21 protein-coding genes are annotated in these 26,132 nt (G+C 43.9%); 11 read left to right on the top strand and 10 right to left on the bottom strand.

The features are described from left to right. On the top strand, positions 1-546 hold the full coding sequence (cobC, locus tag NFR61_RS04530) for an alpha-ribazole phosphatase family protein (RefSeq protein ID WP_251621152.1): 546 nt from the start codon (positions 1-3) through the stop codon (positions 544-546). On the opposite strand, the gene NFR61_RS04525 is transcribed toward cobC, so the two are convergent. Continuing rightward, positions 518-1,114 (bottom strand): flavodoxin, encoded by a 597-nt coding sequence (locus tag NFR61_RS04525; RefSeq protein ID WP_251621029.1) that lies wholly within the window; start codon positions 1,112-1,114, stop codon positions 518-520. The genes cobC and NFR61_RS04525 overlap by 29 nt on opposite strands. Before the next feature lie 67 nt (positions 1,115-1,181). Beyond that, on the bottom strand, positions 1,182-1,343 hold the full coding sequence (locus tag NFR61_RS04520) for a hypothetical protein (RefSeq protein WP_251621027.1): 162 nt from the start codon (positions 1,341-1,343) through the stop codon (positions 1,182-1,184). Between the two features lie 81 nt (positions 1,344-1,424). Between NFR61_RS04520 and NFR61_RS04515 the strand changes: the two genes are divergently transcribed. The 5 genes from NFR61_RS04515 (at position 1,425) to NFR61_RS04495 (ending at position 7,672) form a co-directional block, all read left to right on the top strand. Further along, on the top strand, positions 1,425-2,672 hold the full coding sequence (locus NFR61_RS04515; protein WP_251621026.1) for an Nramp family divalent metal transporter: 1,248 nt from the start codon (positions 1,425-1,427) through the stop codon (positions 2,670-2,672). Positions 2,673-2,774: 102 nt separating this feature from the next. Next, on the top strand, positions 2,775-3,350 hold the full coding sequence (locus NFR61_RS04510; protein ID WP_251621025.1) for a 30S ribosomal protein S16: 576 nt from the start codon (positions 2,775-2,777) through the stop codon (positions 3,348-3,350). After that, positions 3,235-3,900, top strand: a complete 666-nt coding sequence (rimM, locus tag NFR61_RS04505) for a ribosome maturation factor RimM (protein ID WP_251621150.1) — start codon at positions 3,235-3,237, stop codon at positions 3,898-3,900. Before NFR61_RS04510 ends, rimM begins: the two co-directional genes overlap by 116 nt. 254 nt (positions 3,901-4,154) lie before the next feature. Further along, positions 4,155-6,692: an adenosylcobalamin-dependent ribonucleoside-diphosphate reductase gene (locus NFR61_RS04500; protein ID WP_251621024.1), complete on the top strand. Its 2,538-nt coding sequence runs from the start codon at positions 4,155-4,157 to the stop codon at positions 6,690-6,692. A gap of 44 nt (positions 6,693-6,736) precedes the next feature. Continuing rightward, positions 6,737-7,672 carry a bifunctional riboflavin kinase/FAD synthetase gene (locus NFR61_RS04495; protein WP_251621023.1) on the top strand — a complete coding sequence of 312 codons (936 nt, stop codon included), beginning with the start codon at positions 6,737-6,739 and terminating at the stop codon, positions 7,670-7,672. On the opposite strand, the gene NFR61_RS04490 is transcribed toward NFR61_RS04495, so the two are convergent. The 8 genes from NFR61_RS04490 to NFR61_RS04455 all read right to left on the bottom strand — a co-directional run bounded on the left by NFR61_RS04490 (position 7,673) and on the right by NFR61_RS04455 (position 19,423). Beyond that, complete coding sequence (locus tag NFR61_RS04490; RefSeq protein ID WP_251621022.1) at positions 7,673-8,914, bottom strand: DcaP family trimeric outer membrane transporter; 1,242 nt, start codon at positions 8,912-8,914, stop codon at positions 7,673-7,675. 472 nt (positions 8,915-9,386) lie between these two features. Then, positions 9,387-12,212, bottom strand: a complete 2,826-nt coding sequence (locus tag NFR61_RS04485; protein ID WP_251621021.1) for a glycine rich domain-containing protein — start codon at positions 12,210-12,212, stop codon at positions 9,387-9,389. A 566-nt stretch (positions 12,213-12,778) separates the two neighbouring features. Continuing rightward, entirely contained in the window at positions 12,779-14,329 is a 1,551-nt protein-coding gene (locus NFR61_RS04480; RefSeq protein ID WP_251621020.1) for a glycine--tRNA ligase, read from the bottom strand. A gap of 17 nt (positions 14,330-14,346) precedes the next feature. Beyond that, positions 14,347-16,110 carry a Na/Pi cotransporter family protein gene (locus NFR61_RS04475; RefSeq protein ID WP_251621018.1) on the bottom strand — a complete coding sequence of 588 codons (1,764 nt, stop codon included), beginning with the start codon at positions 16,108-16,110 and terminating at the stop codon, positions 14,347-14,349. Between the two features lie 117 nt (positions 16,111-16,227). After that, positions 16,228-17,307 (bottom strand): tRNA 2-thiouridine(34) synthase MnmA, encoded by a 1,080-nt coding sequence (gene mnmA / locus NFR61_RS04470; protein ID WP_251621016.1) that lies wholly within the window; start codon positions 17,305-17,307, stop codon positions 16,228-16,230. Next, positions 17,304-18,059 carry a tRNA (guanosine(46)-N7)-methyltransferase TrmB gene (trmB, locus tag NFR61_RS04465; RefSeq protein ID WP_251621015.1) on the bottom strand — a complete coding sequence of 252 codons (756 nt, stop codon included), beginning with the start codon at positions 18,057-18,059 and terminating at the stop codon, positions 17,304-17,306. The genes mnmA and trmB overlap by 4 nt, the downstream gene beginning before the upstream one ends. Positions 18,060-18,068: 9 nt before the next feature. Next, a complete protein-coding gene (locus NFR61_RS04460) occupies positions 18,069-18,521 on the bottom strand; it encodes a gliding motility lipoprotein GldH (RefSeq protein ID WP_251621013.1) in 453 nt (150 codons plus the stop codon). Between the two features lie 11 nt (positions 18,522-18,532). After that, the gene (locus tag NFR61_RS04455) at positions 18,533-19,423 is read right to left on the bottom strand and encodes a S66 peptidase family protein (protein WP_251621011.1); all 891 of its coding nucleotides are present in this window, start codon (positions 19,421-19,423) and stop codon (positions 18,533-18,535) included. A 79-nt stretch (positions 19,424-19,502) separates the two neighbouring features. Between NFR61_RS04455 and metG the strand changes: the two genes are divergently transcribed. From metG to fmt, 5 genes are all read left to right on the top strand, one after another. Further along, the gene (metG, locus tag NFR61_RS04450; RefSeq protein WP_251621147.1) at positions 19,503-21,536 is read left to right on the top strand and encodes a methionine--tRNA ligase; all 2,034 of its coding nucleotides are present in this window, start codon (positions 19,503-19,505) and stop codon (positions 21,534-21,536) included. An 18-nt stretch (positions 21,537-21,554) separates the two neighbouring features. Beyond that, entirely contained in the window at positions 21,555-22,868 is a 1,314-nt protein-coding gene (locus tag NFR61_RS04445; RefSeq protein WP_251621010.1) for a YihY/virulence factor BrkB family protein, read from the top strand. Positions 22,869-22,929: 61 nt separating this feature from the next. Next, entirely contained in the window at positions 22,930-23,307 is a 378-nt protein-coding gene (locus tag NFR61_RS04440) for an START-like domain-containing protein (protein ID WP_251621009.1), read from the top strand. 128 nt (positions 23,308-23,435) lie between these two features. Beyond that, a complete protein-coding gene (locus NFR61_RS04435) occupies positions 23,436-24,869 on the top strand; it encodes an LptF/LptG family permease (protein ID WP_251621008.1) in 1,434 nt (477 codons plus the stop codon). Then, positions 24,856-25,824 carry a methionyl-tRNA formyltransferase gene (gene fmt / locus NFR61_RS04430; RefSeq protein ID WP_251621007.1) on the top strand — a complete coding sequence of 323 codons (969 nt, stop codon included), beginning with the start codon at positions 24,856-24,858 and terminating at the stop codon, positions 25,822-25,824. The genes NFR61_RS04435 and fmt overlap by 14 nt, the downstream gene beginning before the upstream one ends. Positions 25,825-26,132 lie beyond the last annotated feature (308 nt).

Genomic DNA, 26,132 nt, shown 5'->3' with positions numbered 1-26,132 from the left:
ATGAAGATTACATTGATACGTCATACGAGTGTAGCCGTGGATGCAGGTGTTGTATATGGTTTTACGGATGTGGAGACGGCTTCGTCTTTTCCGGAAGAGGCGGCATCAGCGGCGCAGCGCATTGCGGGAGAGGTTTTTGACGGGGTATTTTGCAGCCCCTTGTCCCGTTGCCGGCGGCTGGCGGCGGCATGCGGTTTCCCGGATGCGGTGCCCGATGCTCGGTTGAAAGAGTTGAATTTCGGAAAGTGGGAAATGCAGCGTTGGGATTCAATTGACGATCCGTTACTGGAAAAATGGTATATGGATTGGATGAACATTCCGGCGGGTGGTGGCGAAAGTTTTCGTGACCAATTGGAGCGGGTCTCGGATTTTTTGGAAGAGTTGAAAAGAGGGGCCTATCGGCATGTCTGCCTTTTTGTGCATAGCGGTGTCATCCGGTGCGTGCTGGTGTATGCCGGAGTGTGCGCACCGGATGAGATTTTTACGATGGATATTCCTTTTGGAAGCCGTACGGATATTACCCTTCCATCTCAGGTAAAATCATAGAAAGCCATTTTTCAATGCGGGCATCGGTCTTGTCCGCCTCGTTGTCTTCGTCGATGGGAAGCCCGACAAACATATTGTCTTTTACGGCTTGCGAAGATGTGAATGAATAGTCGTCGGCAGGAGTGGCACCGATGAGGGTGGCGCCTCTTTCTTTAAAAGTATTGGCCAGGCTGCGTAAGCCGTCGGCGAAATTACCGGGGTAGAGTACATAATTGCCAAGTCCTACCAAGGCGATGAGGTGGCCGTTTAATGACAGTTTCCGGATTTCGGGCATGAAAGCCGCCCATTCGTCTTTCCCCTTGTTTTGCCAGGCATCTTGTCCCAGTGTGGAGGAAACAATAATAATATATTTGTAGTGTAGGAATTGTTCGGCTTTGACATCCTGGAGGTATCGCATGTCCACTTTCCGGTTCTTGATTTTTTGTTTGATGCGTTTGGCGACTTTGTGTACACTGCCACCCGTCGGGGCGTAAAACAGACCGATTGCTTTTTCATCGGCGCCTTTTTCTTCTATGAGATAGTTGCCTTCCAAATCGGCGGTTAATTGAGGATGTTCTTTGTTTTCCATATGAATCGTATTAATGTGAGTGTGAGTATTTGATTATAATACGAGTCCGTATGGAAAAGGTTGATGGTTATTTGTCAATGGATTCTACTGGAGGGGTAAAGAACCGTTGAAATCCTTTTTGTATACCGTTTTTTACTCTCCCGGAGGTTAGTAAAATTAAAATCAGCAGAATCCCGATGGCAATCAGCATTGCCCGTTCTTGTTTGGTGTAATCTTTCCATTTTTTCATAGCCATTTTTTTGAATAGGTCGTATTAAATAGGGATGAGCAAATATAAGTTTTAATTTTGTTAGGAAATAAAAGAAATTTAATGAAAAAAACGAAGAAGAATATACACCATCCGCGTTTGAGCGGATTGGAGATACTGAAATATATCGGTCCCGGACTTTTGGTGACGGTGGGATTCATAGACCCCGGGAATTGGGCTTCAAACTTGGCGGCAGGTGCGGATTACGGATATGCGCTGTTGTGGATGGTATCTTTGTCTACGGTCATGTTGATAATTCTTCAGCATAATGTCGCTCATTTGGGAATCGTGACGGGATTGTGTCTGTCGGAAGCCGCGACCGCCTATCTGAAACCCTTTTATGCCAGACTGGCTTTGTATTCGGCCATGGGGGCATCTGTTTCGACTTCTTTGGCTGAAATATTGGGAGGTGCTATCGCTTTGGAGATGCTGTTTCATATTCCGGTAAGAATAGGCGCGGTATTGGTATCGATATTTGTGGTAATCATGCTTTTTACCAATACTTACCGGGTTATTGAGCGTTGGATTATAGCTTTTGTCTCGATTATAGGGCTTTCCTTTATTTATGAATTATCCTTGGTGCATATCGATTGGCAGGAGGCTGCCTGGGCTTGGGTGGCGCCTTCTTTCCCGAAAGGGTCGATGGTTGTTATCATGAGCGTACTGGGGGCGGTTGTTATGCCTCACAATCTTTTTTTACATTCGGAAATTATTCAGAGCCGGCAATGGAATCTCGAAGACGATACGGTCATAAAAAAACAGTTAAGGTATGAGTTTTGGGATACATTTTTATCCATGATGATAGGTTGGGCAATAAACAGTGCCATGATTTTACTGGCGGCGGCTACGTTTTTTGCACATGGGACTTCGGTCAGTCAGTTACAGGATGCCAGCATTTTATTGCAGCCCCTTTTGGGAAACAATGCGGCGGTGATTTTTGCCGTCGCCCTGCTTTTTGCGGGGATAGCCTCGACGATAACTTCCGGCATGGCGGCAGGCTCTATTTTTGCCGGAATTTACAAAGAGCCTTACGACATAAAGGACAGTCATTCCCGGCGGGGGGTATTGCTGTCGCTGGTTATCGCACTATTGATAATCATGCTGGTATCTGATCCCTTTATGGGATTGATTTACTCGCAGATGGTATTGAGCATTCAGTTGCCGGTAACCATTTTTTTGCAGGTTTATTTGACCTCGTCCGAGAAAGTCATGGGCAAATACAAAAACTGCCCTTCCACCCGTTGGATTCTGTATATATTGGGAGGTGTTGTCACTTTCCTGAACGTTATGTTGGTCGCCAGTATGTTTTGAAAAATAATAAATTACATCCTGATTGCTTTTTATTTTGAGGTTTTTGTATATCTTTGCGCCGCCTATCGAGAATAGGAAAGTACTAATTTTAAAAAATTAAAAATGGCAACAAAAATCAGATTGTCTAGACACGGACGCAAAGGCCGTCCTTTCTACCATGTAGTGGTAGCAGATAGTAGAGCGCCGCGCGACGGACGCTATATCGAGAAAGTGGGAACGTATGATCCGAATACGAATCCGGCTACTATCGAACTTAAGTTTGAAAGAGCATTGTATTGGTTGCAAGTGGGGGCACAACCTACTGATACGGCTAAAAGAATCCTTTCTTACAAAGGTGTTTTGATGAAAAAACATTTATTGGAAGGAGTTAAAAAAGGTGCTTTTGATGAAGCTACGGCAGAAGCGAAGTTTGAGGCTTGGATGAAAGAAAAAGATGCTAAGGTTCAGGCTAAGATAGCTAAATTGGCACAGGATGGCAATGCTGCCGCCAAAGTACGCTTGGAAGCAGAAGCCAAGGTAAGAGCTGCCAAAGAAGAAGCCGTTGCGAAAAAACGTGCGGAAGCTGAAGCCGCTGCTGCTGCAAAACAGGCGGAAGAAGCTGCGGAAGCACAGGAAGAAGCTCCGGTGGCAGAAGAAACAGCTCCTGCTGCTGAAACGGAAACTCCTGCTGCGGAATAATCAAACCGTGATGATTACCGGAAAAGACTGTATCGTCATAGGAGAAGTAACGAAAACTCACGGTTTACAGGGTAACGTCGTTATAACTTCCGATACGGATTTTCTGGAAGAATTTATTGATGAACCGGTGTTCCTCCTTTTGGATGGAGCGCCGGTTCCTTTTTTTATAGCAGACAATGGATTGTCTGTACGAAACCACAAATCTTACATCGTTAAATTTGATTACGTGGATACCAAAGAGCAGGCGGAACGTCTGGCAGGGGCTGCGGTAATGATTGAAAAAAGCCTTTTGCAGGACGAAGGTGAGGAAGAATGGGCGGAAGAAGAGGATATTTACCGCTTGGACGGATTTACGGTGGAAGAACAGGAGACCGGAGAACACGGAGAAGTAATTGATGTGGCGGACTATTCCGGAAACGTGGTTCTGACTCTTCAAATTTTCGGCAAGGAAATCTTACTGCCGGTGTCCGAAGAATACATCAAAGAGGTAAATGCGGAAGAAAAAAAACTGCTCGTTTCCATACCTCAAGAACTAATCGATTTGTATTAATTACTATTCCTTTTTTTATTTCCCAGGTGAAATAAATTGTCGTTATGATTGGGTTTTATTGGTTGTAAAAATATTTTTTTGGAAAACTTTTCTCTGTTTTTGAAATCTTAAATTATTAATAATCAGTGTATGTTTGTTTGAAAATGGAAAACTTTTCAAAAAAAAGAATATACAGAGTGGTACTGTATGGTTCTTTTTTATACATTTGCATTGTTTGATTTTTGCTGAAAATAATACTAAATAACAGAGACCTGATGAATGAATTATCAACTGTAAATGGGAAAACTTACACTCAGGAGGAGGCTTTTCAAAGTTCATTGGACTATTTCAAAGGAGATGAACTGGCAGCTCGCGTGTGGGTAAACAAGTATGCATTAAAAGATTCGTACGGAAATATTTATGAATTAAATCCGAACGATATGCATCGGCGTTTGGCAAGAGAGATTGCCAGAATAGAAAAAACATATCCGAATCCGTTATCCGAAGATGAAATATTTGAAGTATTGCGTGACTTCCGGTATATCGTACCTCAGGGTGGTCCCATGACGGGGATAGGCAATGACTATCAGATAGCTTCCTTATCCAATTGCTTTGTTATCGGGCATGACGGGCCTTCCGATTCATACGGCGGGGTCATGAAGATAGACCAGGAGCAGGTACAGTTGATGAAAAGAAGAGGAGGTGTGGGACATGATTTATCGCATATTCGTCCTAAAGGGTCTCCGGTGAAAAACTCCGCACTGACTTCTACGGGAATCGTGCCGTTTATGGAGCGTTATTCCAATTCTACGCGTGAAGTAGCGCAGGATGGACGGCGGGGAGCCTTAATGTTGAGCGTCTCTATCAACCATCCCGACTCGGAAAGTTTTATCGATGCGAAAATGACAGAGGGGAAAGTGACGGGAGCCAATGTTTCGGTAAAAATCGACGACCAGTTCATGCAGGCAGTTGTAGACGGAACGGACTATGTACAGAAATATCCGGTATATTCCAATGCGCCGAAATACGATAAGACCATTAATGCTCGTCAGTTATGGAGTAAAATTGTTCACAATGCGTGGAAATCCGCAGAGCCGGGAATCTTATTCTGGGACACCATCATTCGCGAGAGCGTACCGGATTGTTACGCTGACTTGGGATACCGTACGGTATCTACCAACCCTTGCGGGGAAATTCCTTTGTGTCCGTATGACTCCTGCCGTCTGCTGGCGTTGAATCTCTACTCTTACGTACAGCATCCGTTCACGAAAGAGGCTTATTTCGACTTCGAGCTGTTTAAAAAGCATGTAGCCATAGCGCAGCGGATTATGGACGACATCATTGATTTGGAATTGGAAAAAATCGATACCATTTTGGAAAAAATCGAAACCGATCCCGAAGACGAAGAAATAAAAGGTGTAGAAATCCGCCTGTGGCAAAAAATAAAGAGAAAAGCAAAAGAAGGACGCCGTACCGGTGTCGGTATCACGGCGGAAGGCGATATGTTGGCGGCACTGGGCTTGCGTTACGGTAGCGAAGATGCTGTTGCGTTTGCTGTGAAAGTGCAGAAATCACTGGCAATCGGAGCTTACCACTCATCGGTACTTTTGGCAAAAGACCGGGGCAGCTTTAAAATTTATGACGCCAAGCGGGAGGAAAACAATCCGTTTATCCTTCGCTTGAAAGAAGCAGATCCGGATATGTATGCCGATATGGTAAAATTCGGGCGTCGTAATATCGCCTGCCTGACCATTGCCCCGACGGGAACTACGAGCCTGATGACCCAGACAACTTCCGGTATTGAGCCTGTATTTATGCCTGTATACAAGAGACGGAGAAAAGTAAATCCGAACGATGTAAACGTACGGGTGGACTTTGTGGACGAATCGGGTGACAGTTTTGAAGAGTTTATCGTATTTCACCACAAATTTGCGGAGTGGATGCGCATTAACGGTTACGATGCGACCAAACATTACACGGACGAAGAAATCGATGATTTGGTTGCCAAATCACCTTACTATAAAGCAACCTCCAACGACATCGACTGGGTAGCTAAAGTAAAAATGCAGGGCATGATACAGAAATGGGTAGACCATTCTATCAGCGTTACGGTAAACTTGCCTGCGGATGTATCGGAAGAGCTGGTCGGACAATTGTACGTGGAAGCTTGGAAATGCGGATGCAAAGGATGTACCGTATACCGTGACGGCTCCAGAGCGGGCGTATTGGTGTCTACCAAAGAAAAGAAAGCGCCGTCCGAATTCAAGATGCCGGCAAAACGTCCGATGGAACTTGATGCGGATGTTGTTCGTTTTCAGAACAACAAAGAAAAATGGATTGCCTTTGTCGGACTGTATGAAGGGCGTCCTTACGAAATCTTTACCGGTATTGCCGATGATGAAGAGGGAATCATGTTGCCGAAAGCAGTTACCAGCGGTAAAATCGTAAAACATTATGACGAAGAGGGTAATTCCCGGTATGACTTCCAGTTCCAGAATAAACGCGGATTCAAAACCACCGTGGAAGGCTTGTCTTATAAGTTCAACAAAGAATACTGGAACTATGCCAAACTGATTTCCGGTGTCTTGCGCCACGGCATGCCGATACATCATATCATCGGTTTAATTGGTACGATGGAGTTTGACAACGAAAACATCAATACCTGGAAAAACGGTGTGGAAAGAGCCTTGAAAAAATATGTACCGGACGGAACTGAAGCTGCCGGCGAAGTATGTGAAAACTGCGGTTCTCCCGTTGTATACCAGGAAGGCTGCCTGATTTGCAAAACGTGCGGAACCTCTAAATGCGGATAACGGACGCCGGGCGTTTCCGGAACCGAAATTGAAACGATAGCGTGATGCAGGTACATTACGGAGCGGATAATTTACATATAGAAAATCCCGTAGTCACGATAGGGAGCTTTGACGGTGTCCATAAAGGACACCTCAAAGTTATTGAGGGGTTGAAGAAATATGCTGGGGACTGGCGGGGAGAATCTGTTATTGTCACATTCGACCCGCACCCGCGTGAAATACTTTATCCGTTGGAAAAACGCCCTGGCATTCTGACAACGCTGGATGAAAAAATCGCCATCATGGAGGCTTGCGGGGTGCAGCACCTGGTTATCATCCGGTTTAACGAAGAGTTGGCGGCATTGTCTTATCATGAATTTGTTCGGAGCATATTAGTTGATAAAATAGGTATCAAAGGCTTGGTAGTGGGATATGACCACCGTTTCGGAAAAAACCGGGAAGGTAATTTTGACACTTTGAAAGAACTTGCCGAAAAGTACGGTTTCCATATAGAACAGGAAGAAGCCTTTGTGACAAATGCGGTAAATGTGAGTTCTACCAAAATACGGACAGCGCTTGAATTGGGAGACATGGCGCAGGTAAACGACTTTTTAGGGTATCCTTACCGTATATCGGGCAAAATCGTACACGGAGATAAAATAGGGCGGACCATCGGTTTCCCGACTGCCAACCTGCAAACGGATGACGTGCGGAAGCTCCTGCCTGCTGCCGGAGTTTATGCCGTGACCGTCACATGGCAGGGAAAAGAATATATAGGTATGTTGAATGTGGGGATACGTCCGACCGTTAGCAATTCGGGTGAAATCCGTTTGGAAACGCATATATTCGGCTTTGAAGGCAATTTGTATGGGCAGAAACTGACCCTTTCCCTGATTCGCCGGGTGAGGGGGGAACGCAAGTTTGATACTTTGCAGGAACTTTCCGCCCAACTGTCCCGTGATAAAAAAGACGTCGAAGCTATTTTTGCCGCCCGGATTTAATCAAAAACTATACTTCACCATAACATTAATCCGGTTGGCATTGCCGTATGTTTGGTTGAAATTATTGCGCCGTCCGAAAACATATTCGACACCCGTACTTCCGTATTCGGAGAAATTCCATAAAAGATTGACGGCGGCATATTGGGCATATTTATAATTATCGGCGGGCATTGTGCCGATATTCTCCATACGGGCATAACTGTAAATCAGTGAAGAATACAGATTGCGCATCCAATTCTTTTGTATGGCGGCAAACATGCCCCACATGGCAGACGCTTTCAGGCGTCCGTTTGTCGGTTGGGGTACCAGGTCATATCCCAGTGAGGAAATATCCTGGATATAATTGGCGAGACCTTTTCCGTACACCCCTTGAAACAGGAACTTTGTTGCAGGTGTTACCTTTACATTGCCGCTCAGATTCACGCCCCAGCCGGTAACACGTTTATCCTTGTCCGTGATATTATTCTTGTAATAGAGATTGCGGAGAATAGCAGCCGCCTGCAAATGACTCTTATTGGGAGCGGTATAGCGGATAGCCAAAGGAATATCGGGAATCCGCTGGCGTATACTTTCCGTATACCCGTTGGTCTGGTTCGTATAGTCCGGCACGGCATACTCAAGAGCCAGCATAGCCTGCCAGTTGGAATCCAACGGATACGTATAACGGATTTGAGGTTGTCTGACAGCGACGGCACTTGAGGGACCTTCTTGGTCAATGGTTGTCGGAACGGCGGTCATATCGCAAAACGTACTCCAGGTCTTACCGAATGTGAACCCTTTCAATTGTATAAAAGCCTGATTCAGCACCGGATTATTATTCGGGCCGTCCAGCTCGAGTTCGATATACGAAACGACCCGTCCCAGCTTCGTATCGCCCAGTAGCTTGAGGAACAGGCGGGACTGTCCCACCGAAATCCCGTAACTGGAGCCTTTTTGATGTCCTTTGGGAGCAATCGTCGAAGTCGTGAAATTGTCATAACTTTCCACGCCGTTGAAATCATAAACCCCGGCAACCTGGACATACCCGCCGATACCGAAAATAAAGCGCTTGTCCGTATCGAAAAAAATGAACCGGGGAGACGTCGGGTCATTAAAAGCTAGGGGAAACGCTTCCTTCATCATCGTATAGAAATTGTGGAGGTCGTTCTCCTCCGAGACGGAAACAACATTTATCTTCTGTGCTTCTCCAGACAGAGACAGGCAGCCTAAAAACAAGAGAAAAAGGAAGGTGTATTTTTTCATAGTTATCGTATATAGTCTGTATAAACATGGGTTATATACGGGAAGCAATAGGAAAAGTTATTTTTCATGAAACCGAGTATCTTTTTCGGCTATAAATACCCCTTTTTGGAAAACCTATTGTTTTCATGTTAAAAACCTATCGTTTTTGCCTCAAAAACGATAGGTTTTCGGTAGCAAAACGATAGGTTTAAAAATAACGGGTTTGGTTATTAAGCCGGATGTATCTAAACGTGATTGCTAATATTTTCAATATCAGGCATTTATTTATTATTTTGGAGATATTCATTGAAAATGGATACTCCCTTTGAAAAAAAGAGGCTCTTTTTAGTACAAAAAAAGGCTCTTTTTGCATCAAAAACATACTCTTTTTGAATAGAAAACCTATCGTTTTTTTTTGAGTAAAAAAATTGGTAGAAAATGGAACAGTGGAAAAAACAATTTTCCACTGTTCTATTGTCCTATTTTTCCACTTTTAGTTCAACGGTGTAATCTCTACTTTTCCACTACCGACTTGGACACTGTTGGACATGGAGGAGTCTTTGAAAATATCGGTATTGACGTAGCCGGATCCTCCTCCCCCACCTGCTGCGTTTTTAGCATTTCCACTTAAACCTCCGCGGCCTCCATAGTAACCTCCGCCTCCTCCGCCTCCTCCAACTTTGCCACTCCCTCCATAGTATCCTGTATCTCCATAACCAATTGCCCAGCCGGAATTTTGCGTACCCGGAGACGTAGCTGCTGAAGTCGAATAGTTTCGGCCGTATCCACCACTATCACCACCTCCACTACCACCGATTCCATAACCTCCGGCACCCCCTCCACCGCCACCGGCAACAATAATCCGGTCAGACCAAGATTGTCCTCCTATTCGTATATCCGTGCCGCCTCCACCGCCTCCGCCACAGTCGTCATCTGAATCTCCTCCTCCGGTAGCACCACCGTTCCAACCTCCGCTCCCTCCGTAAGTTTTCTCGCTTGAACCACCTCGTCCTCCGACATAGACATAATAGGTGGTAACAGCATTCAGGGTAGTAGTTCCCTGAGCATATCCTCCATATCCTCCTCGAGTGACGGGTCCGTTAATATTTCTATAATCTACATATCCTGTTCCTCCTTGTGCTCCCCAGCACTCCATTTTGTATGTACCTGCCGGCAGGGTGATGCTGTCCATGTGGCCCCGGTAGGGAACGATGTTGCTGATTTTGATTGTGGCGGAAAATTCTTCTGCGGGGCATTGTGCAAGGCGGGCTTTCAGCGTAAATTCTTCATTAATCAGTCCGCCTGCAATAGTCAGGGAGCTGGATGCCGTGCCATGTATGTATGCCCATGTCGGTGCTCCCTCCAGTTGCCATGTTGCAGAGGGAGTTGTACCCCAATATTGTGTCACCTCAACAGAACTTCCCGCATCGAAATTATACTCAGGCTGGGGGAAAGGCTTAGGTAATATTTTTATAGTAAGGGTGTTACTTTCGGCGATTCCCAGCGAAGAGATGCCGACCCGCTTGAATTGGTAGGTTTGGGTATAGGTAGTGGTGTTTGTCAGCGGGGCATTTTTTAAAGATGCGTCGGTGGCATGTTCAAGCAGTTCAAATTTTGCTTCTCCCGGCTTTTTCACATACCAATTGTATTGAAAACGTACATTGGGGAAGTCGGGACAAAATGCCTCCTGTATGTTGTCAATGTCTGTTCCTCCCCAGCATCCTGTGTCCGGAGCGCTGATTTCTCCGCCGTCTATTTCAATGCCCGACAGGCTGTACACGCTCCGGAATCCCACGGTACTGTCGCGTTGGGTGGTAGCCGTAAAGTAATTCATTACCTCCGTGCGGTCGGAAGTACGCAATAAATCGTCCGTACTGTTAAAGCCACCGCCCCGCACGCCGTAGTAGGATGTGGAGGTGTACCAGAGGTTGGGATTGTATACACCCGCGCCGCAACTGCCGCCGTTAAGGTTGTTGTAATTTACATTGACGCACAGTTCCTTTAAATTCCCGCTCATTTCCATGACTGCCCAGTAGGTAGCGCCTGCCTGCATCTGGTTCGTGGCGGCGGTGGCGAACATTCCGCAACGGACGGGACCATCGATGTGTCCGCCGCTGTTTACATTCTTTGAATAACTTAGAGCCTGTTCCCGTTCATCGCCCCGGTAGTTTAACTCGCCCAAAGAAGAAATACTGTTCACTCCGCTGTTCATATTCCAAGCGTATTCACCCTTATCGGGTACTTGTGGGTAAAATCGCCGGCAGGCTTTTTCATACTCCAGTTCACTCATGGGGCGCAGGCCGCTCCAGCTGCAATAAGCTAGCATATCCTCCACGCTCATGTAATTACACGCCAGTGTCTGACCGTCATCTGCGGAAAACAAATCATTCGCCGGATTCAGGTTGTTACCGAATACTACGGGCGTGTTGGGTTTGCGTTGCTCGATAAACACAATGCCATTGCGGCAACTCGGTGTCTTTAGATTCCCGAAAACGTAGTTTCCCCGTTGCATATTGGCGAAATCATTATTTGTCACACGAGACTTTTGTTGGTCAAGGGTGAGGGAGTTCAAGAATTCCACATACTGCTCCTGGCTGGTCTCGTATTTCATGATATAGAAGCCGGCGTACCCTTTGGGATAAGAAGCTGCCAACCAAACATTCGACATCCCGTCTTTGGCAGAAAGCGTAAATGCCTCTTCCGAATCAATGATGACGGCTGCCGTGTCACCGATTGCAAAGCTCTTGTAGGAATGGGCATCACCTAAGTAATATGCACCGTAAGGGACGTATACCATTTCGATGCCGTGTACGCCGATGTATATTTTGTTTAAGTCATCGCCGAAATCACTTTTGCTTAACCCGGTGCCTGCCAATGGCCATTTTGCTTGCAGCCGTACCCGGACATTCCCCTCTGAAATACCGTTTCGTATGACATACAGGCCGTTTACTTTTCCATTGCTGGCGCCTATCATATAGGCGTAATCACCCCCTTCGTTTCCTGCTGACGGGTTTAATATATGTCCGGAATAACTTAAGTACGCATGCTGCCACGTGTTTTCCAGACCCCGTTTTTTGAATTTAAAGAACACCCACGCGGCGTCCCAGTTGAAATCATCCCGCCAGGAATTATCCCAACGGAGATTTACTTCGATAATTGCCGTGTCGCTTATGATGTTTATGACACGGGGTTTACCGTCCACCCGGATATTGTTTCCGAAAACGGGCGGAGAAAACAATCCGGAAAGAGTCACGACAAACAGCAACCCCAACGACATCCGTAGACGCCGCATTCCGGCACACCTGATTAGTTTTTTCATATCAAGAAATACTTATCACCTTGAAAGCTCCCGGAAAGGTGGGTTTATAATAAAAAGGAAGCGTGGGAACTGTTTTGTTTATCTGTTCTAAGGCATCGCCAAACGCCCACGAGAAAATAAACCAACAAGTACCCCACGCCTAACCGGTATATAACATAGAGGTATATATACGGCAAGCGAGCGTCAGTGTTGTTTATCCTTTCTCGTTAAAAATTGGCGATTTTTAGAACAAGGATAAAGCAAAAACGCTTCAAAATAATATTTCAATTACGGCAGGTCTCTCTGCCACAATGCCACAAATATAAGGAAAAAGTGAGAAACTTTTCTCTGCCCGGTCAATCTTTCAAACAACTGTCTGAATAATCCGCAATATAGGTGACAAGAATGAGTTAATGACAAAAGAAAAGCGTGGGAATGTTTATCTGTTCTAAGACATCGCCAAATGCCTACACCGAAATAAACAGCTACCCACGCTTGACCGGTATGAACGCTTCAAAAATACGTCTGTTATTTTAGCTTTTATTAGATGGGATAAAAATAAATGCCGCCGGATGGCGGCATCTATTTTAAAGTATTTGCCGGAGTAAATTCCGCATGTCTGTTTTTTCTTTCAGGATGTCGAATAACCGGTCGATGGCGATGCGTTCCTGTTCCATGGTGTCGCGGTAACGGATGGTGACGGCATTGTCTTCCAGCGTCTGATGGTCAATCGTGATGCAGAAAGGTGTACCGATGGCATCCTGCCGGCGATAGCGCTTGCCGATGGAGTCTTTTTCGTCGTATTGGCAGTTGAAATCGTATTTCAGCATGTTCATGATTTCTTGTGCCTTTTCCGGAAGTCCGTCTTTTTTAACCAAAGGCATGACGGCCAGTTTGACGGGTGCAAGGGCTGCGGGGAGTTTCAATACGACTCGGGAGTCTTGTCTTCCGTCTTTACTTAGGTCTTCTTCACAGTAAGCGGCGGAAATCACTTGCAGGAACATGCGGTCTACGCCGATGGAAGTTTCGATGACGTACGGAACGTAGGATTCGTTGAGTTCGGTATCGAAGTACTGAATTTTTTTGCCTGAGTATTTCTGATGTTGCGACAGGTCGAAATCGGTCCGCGAGTGGATGCCTTCCACTTCCTTGAATCCGAACGGGAACCGGTATTCGATGTCAGTAGCGGCATTGGCGTAATGCGCCAGCTTCTCGTGGTCGTGGAAGCGATAGTTTTCCGCACCGAAGCCTAACAGCTGGTGCCATTTCATGCGGGTTTCCTTCCATTTCTTGAACCATTCCAGTTCGCTGCCGGGACGCACGAAGAATTGCATTTCCATTTGTTCAAACTCACGCATACGGAAAATGAACTGGCGGGCTACAATTTCGTTCCGGAATGCCTTACCGATTTGGGCGATACCGAACGGGATTTTCATTCTTCCCGTCTTTTGCACGTTGAGGAAATTGACGAATATGCCCTGTGCCGTTTCGGGACGCAAATATATTTTGCTGGCGCCTTCGGCGGTAGAGCCCATTTCCGTGGAGAACATCAGATTGAACTGCCGAACCTCCGTCCAGTTGCAGGTACCCGAAATGGGGCATACGATTTTTTCGTCGAGGATAATCTGCCGCACTTCGTTTAGGTCGTTTGCGTTCAGGGCTGCCGACATCCGCTCTTGCAAAGCGTCTCTTTTTCGGATGTGTTCCAGTATCTGCGGATTGGTTTGCCGGAAAAGGGTTTCGTCGAATTTTTCCCCGAAGCGTTTCCGTGCTTTCTCTACGTCTTTTTCGATTTTTTCGTCATACTTGGCGATTTGGTCTTCGATAAGTACGTCGGCGCGGTATCTTTTCTTTGAATCTTTGTTGTCTATCAGGGGGTCGTTGAAAGCATCCACGTGTCCGGAGGCTTTCCAGATAGTCGGGTGCATGAAAATGGCGGAATCGATGCCCACGATGTTTTCATGGAGCCGTACCATGGATTCCCACCAGTATCTCTTGATATTGTTTTTTAGTTCCACTCCGTATTGCCCGTAGTCGTAAACGGCTCCCAGACCGTCGTATATATCGGAAGAGGGAAATACGTAACCATATTCTTTACAATGAGCGACTAATTTTTTAAATACGTCTTCTTGTGCCATAATTATAATAGAAAAATTTATTCGTGTCCGATTTCTTTCATTGCTTGGGTGACATTAATGGTGTAGTCACCGATTTTTTCACATTCGGAGAAAAGGTCGTTGTACAGGATTCCTGTAGAGTAGTCATAACGTTTCTCTTCGATGGCTTGCAGGTGTTCTTGTTTTAAAATAGTTCGTAAATCGTTGATAGACCGTTCGATTTCGTAGGCTTTTTTGGCGCTTACGGCTGTGTATTCCATGTTTAGGTTGGTGCACATGGTGGTAATGGATTCTTCAACGAGCGTGAACATCTGTTTTATTTTGCGGGTCAGTTCTTCCGGGAACGTGACTCCCTGTTCGTTGCGCCGGAAAGTAGCTTTCGCTACGTTTAGGATGGAGTCGGCGACACTTTCTATTTCGCTGACCATTTTAAACATGGCGCGGACACGTTGGGAGTTTTCGGGAGAGAGCCGGGATTCGGAAACTTTTGTCAGGTAATCGGCAATATCTACTTCCACTTGGTCGCTTTCATCTTCCATTTTCTGGAGCTGGTCGAATTCTTTCTCAAATTCCCCCCGGGGTTTATCAAATGCCGCTATCGTTTTACGGAACATTTCAAGCGTGTTTTGTCCGTAATGGGATATTTCCTGTTTAGCCTGAAACAGGGAGGCGTCCGGTGTGGATAACATACCTGTCTTGATGTGCTTGAGTTTGAATGTATCGTCTCCGGTTTTGGGCGGAATAATCCGGCTGACCAGCGTAGCAAGGAATCTTGTGAACCAAATGAGTATGCTTACATTGATACCTTTCGCTAGGGTGTTGAACAAGGACAGTACCAAGGGCATTGCCGTGTTGATAGAGGCGATTACGCCGGCTCTGGCTTCGGGCGAGAAGGTCGCCTGCAATAACCGGGGATCGGAATAAATGGGATTGTATTTTGAAATATGCAGGGTGACACACAAATCACCGATAAAGTGCAGGAAGGGCACAAATATGGTAAAGAGCCAGATAACGCCGAATACATTAATGATGAAGTGGGCGAGTGCGGCCCGTTTGGCCTGGACGTTTGCAACGGCTGCCGCAATGTTTGCCGTGATGGTGGTTCCGATGTTTTCACCCATAATCATGGCTGCCGCGTCTTCATAGCCTATCCAGCCTTTGGAACATATAACTAAGGTCAGGGCTACCGTAGCGGAAGAGGATTGAAACAGGATGGTCAGGACGGCTCCGATGAGCAGGAATATCATCCATGACCGGAAACCTAAAAAGCTGATTTTTTGAATGAATTCTCCAACACCGGGATAGTCGTGAAGGTTGGTCGGCATGCTTTCTTGCAAGAACCGAAGGGCCAGGAAAAGGAGACCGAATCCGACAAACATTTCACCCCAGTTTTTGCGGGAACGTTTTTTGGAAAATAGCAGCGGAAGGGCGCAGCCGATGATGGGCAGTGCCAAATCGCTCATACTGAATTTGCCCAGTCCCAATACGGCAACCAACCAGCTGGTGATAGTTGTTCCGATGTTGGCCCCTAGAATGACACCGATAGAGCCGACAAGGTCTAATAATCCTGCGTTTACGAAGCTGACAACCATAACGGTGGTTGCCGAAGAGCTTTGTATTAAGGTTGTGATAAATAGGCCGGTGAGGACACCCGTTACCCTATTGGAAGTCATTGCTGTTAGGATTTGCCGCATTTTGTTGCCGGCGAGTTTTTGGAGGGATTCGCTCATTAGTTTCATTCCGTACAGGAATAGGGCTAATGATCCGATGAGCTTCAGCAATTCAAAGATTCCATGATCCATTGGAATTATTTTTTAATTCAACTTTTAGCGCCGATAAAAGTAAAAAACTCCATTTGATTACAAAAATATTAAGGAGCAATAATTTAAGATTTTTTTAATTCTGTGTTAATTTTTCCTTTATTCGATGATGCCGCCTCCGATGATGTCGTCGTTTTCATAGAAAACGGCGCTTTGCCCCGGTGTGATGGAGTCAATGGGTTCCTGAAAGACAACGCGCAGCCTGTCGCCTTCCGTATAGAGGTTTGCCGTTCCTCCCTGACTGCGGTAGCGGATTTTGGCGGATACTTCAATGCCGTCAGGTATTTGGGCGTATTTCATCAGATTGAGTTGTCGGACATAAAGGGTTTGGCCTTGCAGTTCTTCTCGGGTGCCCAATACGACTTTGTTTTCTTTGGCCGAAATGGAGACAACGAACATGGGTTGCCCCAAGGCGATGCCCAAGCCTTTGCGTTGGCCGATGGTATAATTGGGAAAACCTTGGTGGCGTCCCAGTATTTTTCCTTGCGTATCGACAAAGTTTCCCGGTCCGTATTTCTCTGTGAAATTTTCGACGTGTTCGTGTAAGAAGGCCCGGTAATCGTTGTCGGGAATGAAACAGATTTCCTGGCTTTCCCTTTTTCGGGAGAGTTTTTCGTAACCGTGCTCCAGTGCAATTTTACGGACTTCAGGTTTGGTTAGATTTCCTAACGGGAATAGAGTCCGGGAAAGATTGTCTTGTGTAAGTGTCCATAAAAAATAGGTTTGGTCTTTGGCTTCATCCCGGCCTTTTTGCAGAAAATACCTGCCTGCTTTTTGGCAGATGCGTGCGTAGTGTCCCGTTGCGATATATTGGCAGCCGAATTGATCGGCGGTTTCAAGCAGTTTGCCCCATTTTATGGTTGAATTGCACACGACACAAGGGTTTGGTGTGCGTCCTTGAAGGTATTCATCGATAAAGTTACGGATGACCTGTTCTTTGAATGTTTGCCGAATGTCCAGGATATGATGTTCAAAGTCTAAATCCTGTGCCATTTTTTGAGCTTCAAACAGAGCGTCTACACTGCAACAGCCTTTTTCTTTTTCCATACATCCCTGTGATATGGAATCGAATGTCCGGAATGTGACTCCGACGAGTTCATATCCTTGTTCTTTCAGTAACATGGCGGCTACCGTGCTGTCGATACCGCCGCTCATGGCCATGAGTACTTTTGCTTTCATAATGTTGCCGGTCTGTTCGGATTCATGTAGCGGGCTTCGCTGTGATAATCGTCTTTCTCGAGTTCGATATCGGGTTCGAGCAAAGGATTTTCAGATAGGGAAAACCGGATATATTTTATCTGTTTTCCCCTCGATAGCCATTGGAGTTCATAAAAGGTCTTGATACCTAAAATTTTATCTTCGATTTCGCTTTCATACAAATTGTCTGTTTGAATGTAGCAGGGTAATCGGTTGTTTTGGATGAGTGCGGAGGTATAGGCGAACAGAAAAGGACTGTCGGTTTTCAGATGAATTAGTCCGTTGGGTTTTAGAAATTTTTTATATAAAGAAAGAAACCGACTTCCGGTCAAGCGTTTGCGTGCTTTTGCCATTTGGGGGTCGGGAAATGTAATCCAGATTTCCGATATTTCATTCGGGGCAAATACGGAATCCAGCATTTCTGCATAAATACGGAGGAAAATGGCATTGGAAATGTGTTCTTCCAAGGCGGCTTTTGCTCCATGCCACATGCGCGCGCCTTTGATGTCAATACCGATAAAGTTTTTTTCGGGATATAGTTTCCCAAGTCCTACGGTATATTCTCCCTTTCCGCAGCCTATTTCCAGAACGATGGGGTGATTGTTGTGAAAAACCTGTTTTCCCCATTTCCCTTTCAGAGGGTGGTCGGTACGAAATATTTCCGCATGTTTTGGTTGGAAAACATTTTCCAGGTTTTCCATTTCGGCGAATTTGGCTAATTTGTTTTTTGGCATGGGGATGGTTTATTGTTCAGCTTTTTTAATGATAAGTCCGATGTCTTTCACTCCTTTTAAACAATGCATGCGCATGCCTTGTTCTATTTCGCAGGTGTATTCTCCCTGGGGTAAAGAGGAAATTTTCTTTATTTTCTCTTCTTTGGTTTTTATGGTGTATCCGCTCCCTAACCAATGGCCGTCCGGTTCAGCCAATTTTATATTTAAAGTATCCCGTACAAGGACGTGGGTTGAGTCGCTTATTTTTATGAAACACCATAAGTTCCCCATTTCATAATCCATTGTGTGACGGATGCCTGCGTATAAATTGTAGTCGGCTGAGTCTTGAATGGAAAAATGAAAGCGGACGATGTTATGAATGCACCATTCTTCATCAGGAATGGAGTTGTATTTTTCAAAGATATAAGAGGGCTGACAACTGAAATATGAGATGCTGATAAGTAATAGGATGTATTTTTTCATAGAAATCCGATTTATAAAAATGTAATTTCAACATTGTTTTCTTCTACGGATAATTCAATAGAAGCGCCTAAAATCAGGGGATAATTATTGGATATATGACCGGCAGGAAAATTGAAACATACGGGATAGTTGTATTCGTCTACGGTTTCGCGAATGATTTCGTAGGCGCTTTTCCCGAAGTTTTCGCCTTTCATGTCACTGAATCCGCCTACAATGAGTCCCTGGAGATTTTTGAGACGTCCGGATAATTTGAGACTTTGCATCATTCTGTCTATGGCGTAAAGATTTTCACCTACGTCTTCAATGAAGAGAATGTTATCTTCCGGAGGATATTCTATTACGGAAGAACGCAGGCAGTGAAGCAGACACAGGTTGCCTCCGGTTAAATCTGCTCTGGCGATGCCTTCCCGGTTGAAGGGATGGGAGGGCAGCTTGTAGGAAGTGATATGGCCGAACAGGTATTGTTTTAAATGTTCTAATGCCTGTTTGTCTGTCTTGGGATAGCTCTTGGGCATAGGGGCATGTAAGCTTTCGATTCCCAATGAGGTTAATTTTGTGTGTAAGACGGTAATGTCGCTGAATCCGACTAGCCATTTAGGGTTTCCTTGAAAACAGGAGTAGTCGGCTTCCTCTACGATTCGCATACAACCATATCCTCCCCGGGTACAAAAAATAGCATGTATGTCTTCCGCATCCAAAGCCCATTGCAAGTCTTCCAGTCTCTCTTTGTCTGTTCCGGCGAAGTAGCCGTATTGGGATGTGATGTGTTTGCCCGGAACAGGAATAAGTCCCCAGGATTGTAACAATTCGGTGGCATGATTTACGGTTTCGGGTTGAATGATTCCAGCCGGAGATATGAGAGCGACTTTGTCGCCTGCTTGTAAATAACTTGGACGTAGCATAATGTTGAGTTAATCATGCGAAAATACGATTTTTTTATAAATTTGCGCTTCAATAAGAAAGCAAAACATTAAAAGGGATATTATGAGTCAGTTCAAAAGGAGTTTGGTGACGACTGCTTTGCCGTATGCCAATGGTCCGGTACATATTGGGCATTTGGCAGGAGTGTATGTGCCTGCGGATATTTATGTGAGATATTTAAGAGCTAAAGGACGGGAGGTTGTGTTTATTGGTGGTTCGGATGAGCATGGGGTGCCTATTACGATAAAGGCACAGAAAGAGGGGGTTACTCCGCAAGACATTGTAGATCGTTATCATAATCTGATAAAGAAGTCGTTTGAGGAATTTGGTATTTCTTTTGATATATATTCCCGTACGAGTTCTAAAACGCATCATGAATTATCGTCGGCTTTTTTTGAAAAACTTTATAAGGAAGGAAAGTTTATAGAAAAAACTTCCATGCAATATTATGATGAAAAAGCCGGGCAGTTTTTGGCGGATCGTTATATTGTGGGGAAATGCCCTCATTGTGGGAATGAAAGGGCTTATGGGGATCAGTGCGAGGCTTGCGGTACCAGTCTGAATGCCACGGATTTGATAAATCCGGTGTCGGCTATTACAGGAAATACGCCGCAGTTGAAAGAAACCAAGCATTGGTATTTGCCGCTGGATCAGTATGAGGGATGGTTGAAAGAGTGGATTCTGGAAGGACACAAAGAGTGGAAAAGTAATGTCTACGGGCAGTGTAAATCTTGGCTGGACAATGGTTTGCAACCGCGTGCGGTAACCCGGGATTTGGATTGGGGTGTACCTGTTCCCATTGAGGGGGTAAAAGGAAAGGTTTTGTATGTGTGGTTTGATGCCCCGATAGGTTATATTTCTGCTACAAAGGATTTGACTCCCGATTGGGAAAAGTACTGGAAAGACAAAGATACCCGCATGATTCATTTTATCGGAAAGGATAATATTGTTTTTCACTGTATTATTTTTCCGGCCATGTTGAAAGCGGAAGGAAGTTATATTTTACCGGATAATGTTCCGGCTAATGAGTTCTTGAATCTGGAAGGAGATAAAATTTCCACTTCTCGTAATTGGGCTGTGTGGTTACATGAGTATTTGGAAGATTTCAAAGGGAAGCAGGATGTGTTGCGTTATGTCTTAACGGCCAATGCTCCGGAGACAAAGGATAATGATTTTACATGGAAAGATTTTCAGACGCGTAATAACAGTGAGTTGGTGGCGATATACGGGAATTTTGTGAATCGTGCGCTGGTTTTAACTCACAAGTATTTTGAAGGGAAGGTACCGAAAGCAGGAGAATTGGCCCCATATGATAAAGAAGTGCTTGCTGAGATTCCTTGTATTATAGAGCGGGTGGAAAAGAATCTGGAGAGCTTCCATTTCCGTGAAGCGTTGAAAGAGTGTATGAATTTGGCGCGTTTGGGTAATAAGTATTTGGCAGATACGGAACCGTGGAAGTTGATTAAGACGGATGAGGAGAGAGTGAAAACAATCCTCAATATCTGTTTGCAAATAACGGCGGATTTGGCGATATTATCGGAACCTTTTATGCCTTTTAGCGCTAAAAAGTTGAGAGGTTATTTGAATAAGGATTCTTTGAATTGGGATGAGATGGGGGCAGATGTGTTACCGGAAGGACATCAGCTTAATGAAGCAGGGTTGTTGTTTGATAAGATTGAGGACGAAGAAATACAACGGCAATTGGATCGGTTGCAGGCAACGAAGAAAGCGAATGAAATGAATAATGTGAAAGTAGCTCCTGCAAAGCCTAATATTTCTTTTGAAGATTTCCAGAAATTGGATATACGTGCCGGGAAAATTATGGCAGCGGAAAAGGTTGCGAAGACAAAGAAATTGATGAAATTAACTATAGATACCGGTATAGACCAGCGGGTGGTAGTTTCGGGAATTGCAGAGTATTATACTCCGGAGGAAATTATCGGGAAGCGGGTAAGTATTTTGGTAAATCTTGAGCCGCGTAATTTAAAGGGTATTGAATCGCAAGGGATGATTTTGATGGTAGAGGATGCCGATGGCTCGCTTGCATTTGTGGCCCCCGAAAAAGAAGTAAAAGCAGGTTCTGAAATACGGTAATTTCTGATATGGTTTATCATGTTTAAATTGACCAGATTTAAAAAGATTATTTCATTAGATTATTATTATGCCATTCTTCGGAAGGATTGGCATAAGTCATCGTTGGCACCGGGGTTGCTGTTGAGAGGGGTGGCAATGCTTGTGATTTCGATTGATCGCTTTATTAAGGATGCCTGTATGGTATCGGCGTCTGCATTGACATTTTATTCCGTTTTATCTTTTATTCCTATTGTTGCATTGGCATTGGGGATTGCGAAAGGATTCGGCTTGGGAAAGGTGTTGGAGCAGCAGATGTTGGAGCAAACTTTTACGGACTCACAAATTATGGCGTTTGTCGTACAGTTCGCAAATCATGCGTTGGAGAATACGAAAGGAGGGTTGATTACCGGCTTGGGAATAGTTATTTTGCTTTGGTCGGTGATAAAAGTACTTGGGAGTACGGAGTTGGCAATGAACAGGATTTGGGGAATAAAAAAGGGTAGAAAACTTACCCGTAAGTTTTCGGATTATCTTTCCGTCATGTTTATAGTTCCGATACTGTTGATTCTGATTAGCGGTGTGAATGTGTTTTTGACTTCCAATTTACAAACGATAGCCGTAGAAGAGGGATTTTTACGTTATGCCAGTTCGGTAATTATATCCTTAGTCAATCTGATACCTTATTTTTTAGTTTGGTTTTTGTTTATCTTCCTTTATATGTATATGCCGGCAACTCCGGTAAAATTTAAACATGCGGTTGTCTCCGGTATTATCGCAGGTACGGTTTATCAGGTGGTTCAATGGTTTTATATTCGCTTTCAGATAGGGGTAAGTTCCTATAATGCGATTTATGGCAGTTTGGCTGCTTTGCCGCTTTTGCTGGTATGGCTTCAGTTAAGCTGGAGTATTGTATTGTGGGGGACTGAATTGTGTTATATCATCAGAAATCGTCATTTTATGTATCGTAATTCAATGGAGCGGGGCAATTATTGGGTGGAAAATGTTGATCAGGCGGTACGAATATTGAAGTATGTAGCTTGTGAATATCTTCAGAATAACGGAGCTTTGACGTTGGGAAAGTTAAGTAGACGATTGAAAATAAGTGCAAGTAAGTTACAGGTTGTTATTCAGGAGTTGGTGGATGATGCGATATTGGCGGAAGTGAAGCAGGAGGATGACATGGCTTATTTACCGGCCGTTGACTTGTATCAGTTTTCAATGGCGGATGTGATTAGTCGCTTGGCCAATATAGAACAGAAAGATAAGGGGTGGGAAAAACGTTTTCTTAAAGCAGTGGAACAGGAGTTTGGTTCGGATAAATTTGCTCCGATTGCTCAAATGGATATGGAATAAAAGGGAGGGGATTTTTGGAGGTTAGAAATAATATCTGTATATTGTGCAAAATTTGTATGATATGCGGAAAAAAATAGAATTAGAGTATCTTTTTTCATCATCAGTGAAAGTCCTTTTTTCCCGATTGAGTACACCCGCCGGGTTATCAGAATGGTTTGCAGAGAATGTGTTTCAAAAAGAAAATCAGTTTACATTTGTGTGGAATGGGATGGAGCATGTTGCGACCTTAATAGATTGTAGGCCCAATTCTTTAGTTCGTTTTCGTTGGAATGATGCGGATAATGAGGAAGAATATTTTGGATTTGATATTCATGTGGAATCATTGACGCACGAAGTCGCATTAATTATTACGGATTTTGTGGATGAGGACGAGGAGGCGGATGCTGTCGATTTATGGAACAAGCAGATTACTATGTTGCATAGGAATTTGGGTGCTTGACCCTAAGGAATATTGAACTATGGTGTCATTCGTTGGAATGATTATCGCTTTTTGACTTTATAGACTTTTTACCTACTTTTGAGGCATAGAATAATGATGGTTTGCAGATGAAGAAACTATATGTTTTTATGTTGAAAAGTTTCGCGGGGCCTTTCATCGCTACGTTTTTCATTAGCATGTTTGTATTGCTTATGCAAATGTTGTGGCGTTATATTGATGAATTAGTGGGGAAAGGGCTTGATTTTTCCGTTATTGTGGAATTATTATTCTATTTTTCTCTTTCGTTGGTACCGATGGCTCTTCCTTTGGCTGTATTGCTTTCTTCGATTATGACTTTTGGTACGTTGGGAGAGAATTATGAATTGATAGCATTGAAATCGGCAGGAATTTCGTTGTATCGTATAATGTATCCTTTGATAATATTGATACTGTGTTTATGCGTGTTTACTTTTTTCTTTTCTAATAATATATTACCGATAGCCAATATGCGGGCGGGTAATTTATTATATGATATAAAAAAACATAAACCGGAGTTGTCTTTCAAAGAAGGTGTATTTACAAATGATTTGGAAGGATATAGCATAAAAATAGACAAGATTAACAAGAATACCGGAATGATGTATAATATGTTGATTTATAACCATAGGGATGTTCCGGGGAATTATGAGGTCACCCGTGCGGATTCCGGGATGATGGTTAATGATTCGCATAGTACACATATGGAGTTGGTTTTATTCCATGGTAATACTTATACGGATGAAAGTATGAAACCGAATGGGAGAAAAACTTTTCCTTTTAGAAGACTAAGTTTTGAAAAACAGTCCGTGTTAATAGAGTTGCCAGGAAATGAATTTAAAAGACGGGATGAAGATTTTATAACGGCTGTAATGTTAAATTTAAAACAATTGGAGTATACTATAGATTCTCTTCAAAATAGATTGGATTCTCGTAAAAAAGAAGAAACAACACGGATGTTGAAGGCAAATTATGAGAAAAATCGAAATGCTAATAATCAACGGGACAGTATCTTGCGACAAGAAACGGCCATGCTTACAGGAGATGCAGATTCCTTATATAAGGAATTAGATCCTGATGAAAGAAAAAGGGCGATGGAGAATGCGTTGCAATATGCCCGGGATGTGAATACAAATGCGATGAAAGATGTGAGTTTTTATAAAAGGCAAGAAGACCAGATTCGTAAGAATCAGATTGAATGGCATAAGAAATTTACATTACCTTTTGCCTGTTTGATTTTCTTTTTCATAGGGGCACCTTTGGGAGGAATTATTAGGAAAGGAGGATTGGGGATGCCGGTTGTAATATCGGTACTGTTATTTATTATATACTATGTCATATCTATGATGGGACAACGGGCAGCGAAAGAAGCTGTACTTTCAATGTGGTTTGGAAGTTGGTTGTCTTCGTTGGTGTTGTTGCCTTTAGGTGTGCTTTTGACTTATAAGTCTGTTACCGATTCTGAGATTATGAATGGAGAGTCGTATATTAATTTTTTCAAGAAAATAACTTATTGGCTAAAAAAAGGAAGAAATGCAAAAGCATAGTTTGAGAATTGTATATATGGGGACGCCTGATTTTGCTGTACTTCCATTGAAAAAAATCATAGAAGCCGGATTTGAGGTCGTGGGGGTCGTAACGAATCCGGATAAGCCTTCGGGAAGAGGACAGAGAATACAAGAATCGGCAGTGAAAAAATATGCAGTGGAGCAGGGAATACCATTTTTACAACCGGAAAGATTTAGAGACGAGGGATTTTTGCATGAGTTAGCTGCATGGAAAGCTGATTTGCAGTTAGTAGTAGCTTTTAAAATGTTGCCGGAAGTGGTTTGGAATATGCCTCCTTTAGGTACCGTGAACTTACATGCTTCTCTTTTACCGGATTATCGTGGTGCGGCTCCAATTAATTGGGCAATTATGAATGGGGAGACTTGTACAGGAGTTTCTACTTTTTTATTGAGTCATGAAATTGATACGGGTAAAATCATTTTTCAAGAAAAGGTTGCTATCAAGGAGGATATGACGGCAGGAGATTTGCATGATATTCTTATGGAGAAAGGGGCGGATTTGTTGGTGAAGACGGTGGAAGCGATAGAGCAAAAACAATGTTTGTTAATAGATCAGAATCATTTGTTAGATGGGAGGGAACCTAAGTTAGCACCCAAGATTTTTAAAGAGAATAGGAAAATCGATTGGACAGCGGATGTAGAGACTGTATACAATCATGTTCGCGGATTGTCACCTTATCCTGCAGCCTGGACGGAAATTCGGCATAAGGTATCAGGAGAGATAATACAAATGAAAGTAGTGTCAGTACGAATGGAGAAGGGAGAGACAGAAAAGAGGCCAGGGGAAATGTATACGGATGGCAAGAAAAGATGGGAAGTAATAGTTTCAAATGGTCGAATTTTTTTGGAAGAAATACAACTTGCCGGTAGACGGTGTATGAAAGTATCCGAGTTGTTGAGAGGATTTAAGTTAGATGATTATATACTTTCTTGATATGTCTTATCTTTTATGTGCTTGGTTAGTAGTTTATTGAGAGGTGTAATGGAAAAAACATAAAAAAAGTTGCAAAAAAATTTGGAGAGTAAGTATAGTAGTATTACTTTTGTCGTCGCTTTCCTCTTGAAGGGGGGAGAAAAAGAGTTCTTAGAAAAATTGTAGTGACGAGACAGCAAGTGCGACCCGGATATAGATGATATTTGGGACATATGACTGAGCACATGGAAAAAATAAAGAATTGATATTAATACAATGAAGAGTTTGATCCTGGCTCAGGATGAACGCTAGCGACAGGCTTAACACAT

It is taken from the genome of Odoribacter lunatus (assembly GCF_943193135.1).
GTDB classification, from domain to species: Bacteria; Bacteroidota; Bacteroidia; order Bacteroidales; family Marinifilaceae; genus Culturomica; species Culturomica lunata.
Note: the sequence above shows the minus strand (reverse complement) of the source record. Positions and strands in the feature narration are given on the sequence as shown.

Coding starts and splice junctions, on each gene's coding strand:
- cobC (WP_251621152.1), top strand. CDS start 1: ATGAAGATTACATTGATACGTCATACGAGTGTAGCCGTGGATGCAGGT.
- NFR61_RS04525 (WP_251621029.1), bottom strand. CDS start 1,114: ATGGAAAACAAAGAACATCCTCAATTAACCGCCGATTTGGAAGGCAAC.
- NFR61_RS04520 (WP_251621027.1), bottom strand. CDS start 1,343: ATGAAAAAATGGAAAGATTACACCAAACAAGAACGGGCAATGCTGATT.
- NFR61_RS04515 (WP_251621026.1), top strand. CDS start 1,425: ATGAAAAAAACGAAGAAGAATATACACCATCCGCGTTTGAGCGGATTG.
- NFR61_RS04510 (WP_251621025.1), top strand. CDS start 2,775: ATGGCAACAAAAATCAGATTGTCTAGACACGGACGCAAAGGCCGTCCT.
- NFR61_RS04500 (WP_251621024.1), top strand. CDS start 4,155: ATGAATGAATTATCAACTGTAAATGGGAAAACTTACACTCAGGAGGAG.
- NFR61_RS04495 (WP_251621023.1), top strand. CDS start 6,737: ATGCAGGTACATTACGGAGCGGATAATTTACATATAGAAAATCCCGTA.
- NFR61_RS04490 (WP_251621022.1), bottom strand. CDS start 8,914: ATGAAAAAATACACCTTCCTTTTTCTCTTGTTTTTAGGCTGCCTGTCT.
- NFR61_RS04485 (WP_251621021.1), bottom strand. CDS start 12,212: ATGAAAAAACTAATCAGGTGTGCCGGAATGCGGCGTCTACGGATGTCG.
- NFR61_RS04480 (WP_251621020.1), bottom strand. CDS start 14,329: ATGGCACAAGAAGACGTATTTAAAAAATTAGTCGCTCATTGTAAAGAA.
- NFR61_RS04475 (WP_251621018.1), bottom strand. CDS start 16,110: ATGGATCATGGAATCTTTGAATTGCTGAAGCTCATCGGATCATTAGCC.
- mnmA (WP_251621016.1), bottom strand. CDS start 17,307: ATGAAAGCAAAAGTACTCATGGCCATGAGCGGCGGTATCGACAGCACG.
- trmB (WP_251621015.1), bottom strand. CDS start 18,059: ATGCCAAAAAACAAATTAGCCAAATTCGCCGAAATGGAAAACCTGGAA.
- NFR61_RS04460 (WP_251621013.1), bottom strand. CDS start 18,521: ATGAAAAAATACATCCTATTACTTATCAGCATCTCATATTTCAGTTGT.
- NFR61_RS04455 (WP_251621011.1), bottom strand. CDS start 19,423: ATGCTACGTCCAAGTTATTTACAAGCAGGCGACAAAGTCGCTCTCATA.
- NFR61_RS04445 (WP_251621010.1), top strand. CDS start 21,555: ATGTTTAAATTGACCAGATTTAAAAAGATTATTTCATTAGATTATTAT.
- NFR61_RS04440 (WP_251621009.1), top strand. CDS start 22,930: ATGCGGAAAAAAATAGAATTAGAGTATCTTTTTTCATCATCAGTGAAA.
- NFR61_RS04435 (WP_251621008.1), top strand. CDS start 23,436: ATGTTGAAAAGTTTCGCGGGGCCTTTCATCGCTACGTTTTTCATTAGC.
- fmt (WP_251621007.1), top strand. CDS start 24,856: ATGCAAAAGCATAGTTTGAGAATTGTATATATGGGGACGCCTGATTTT.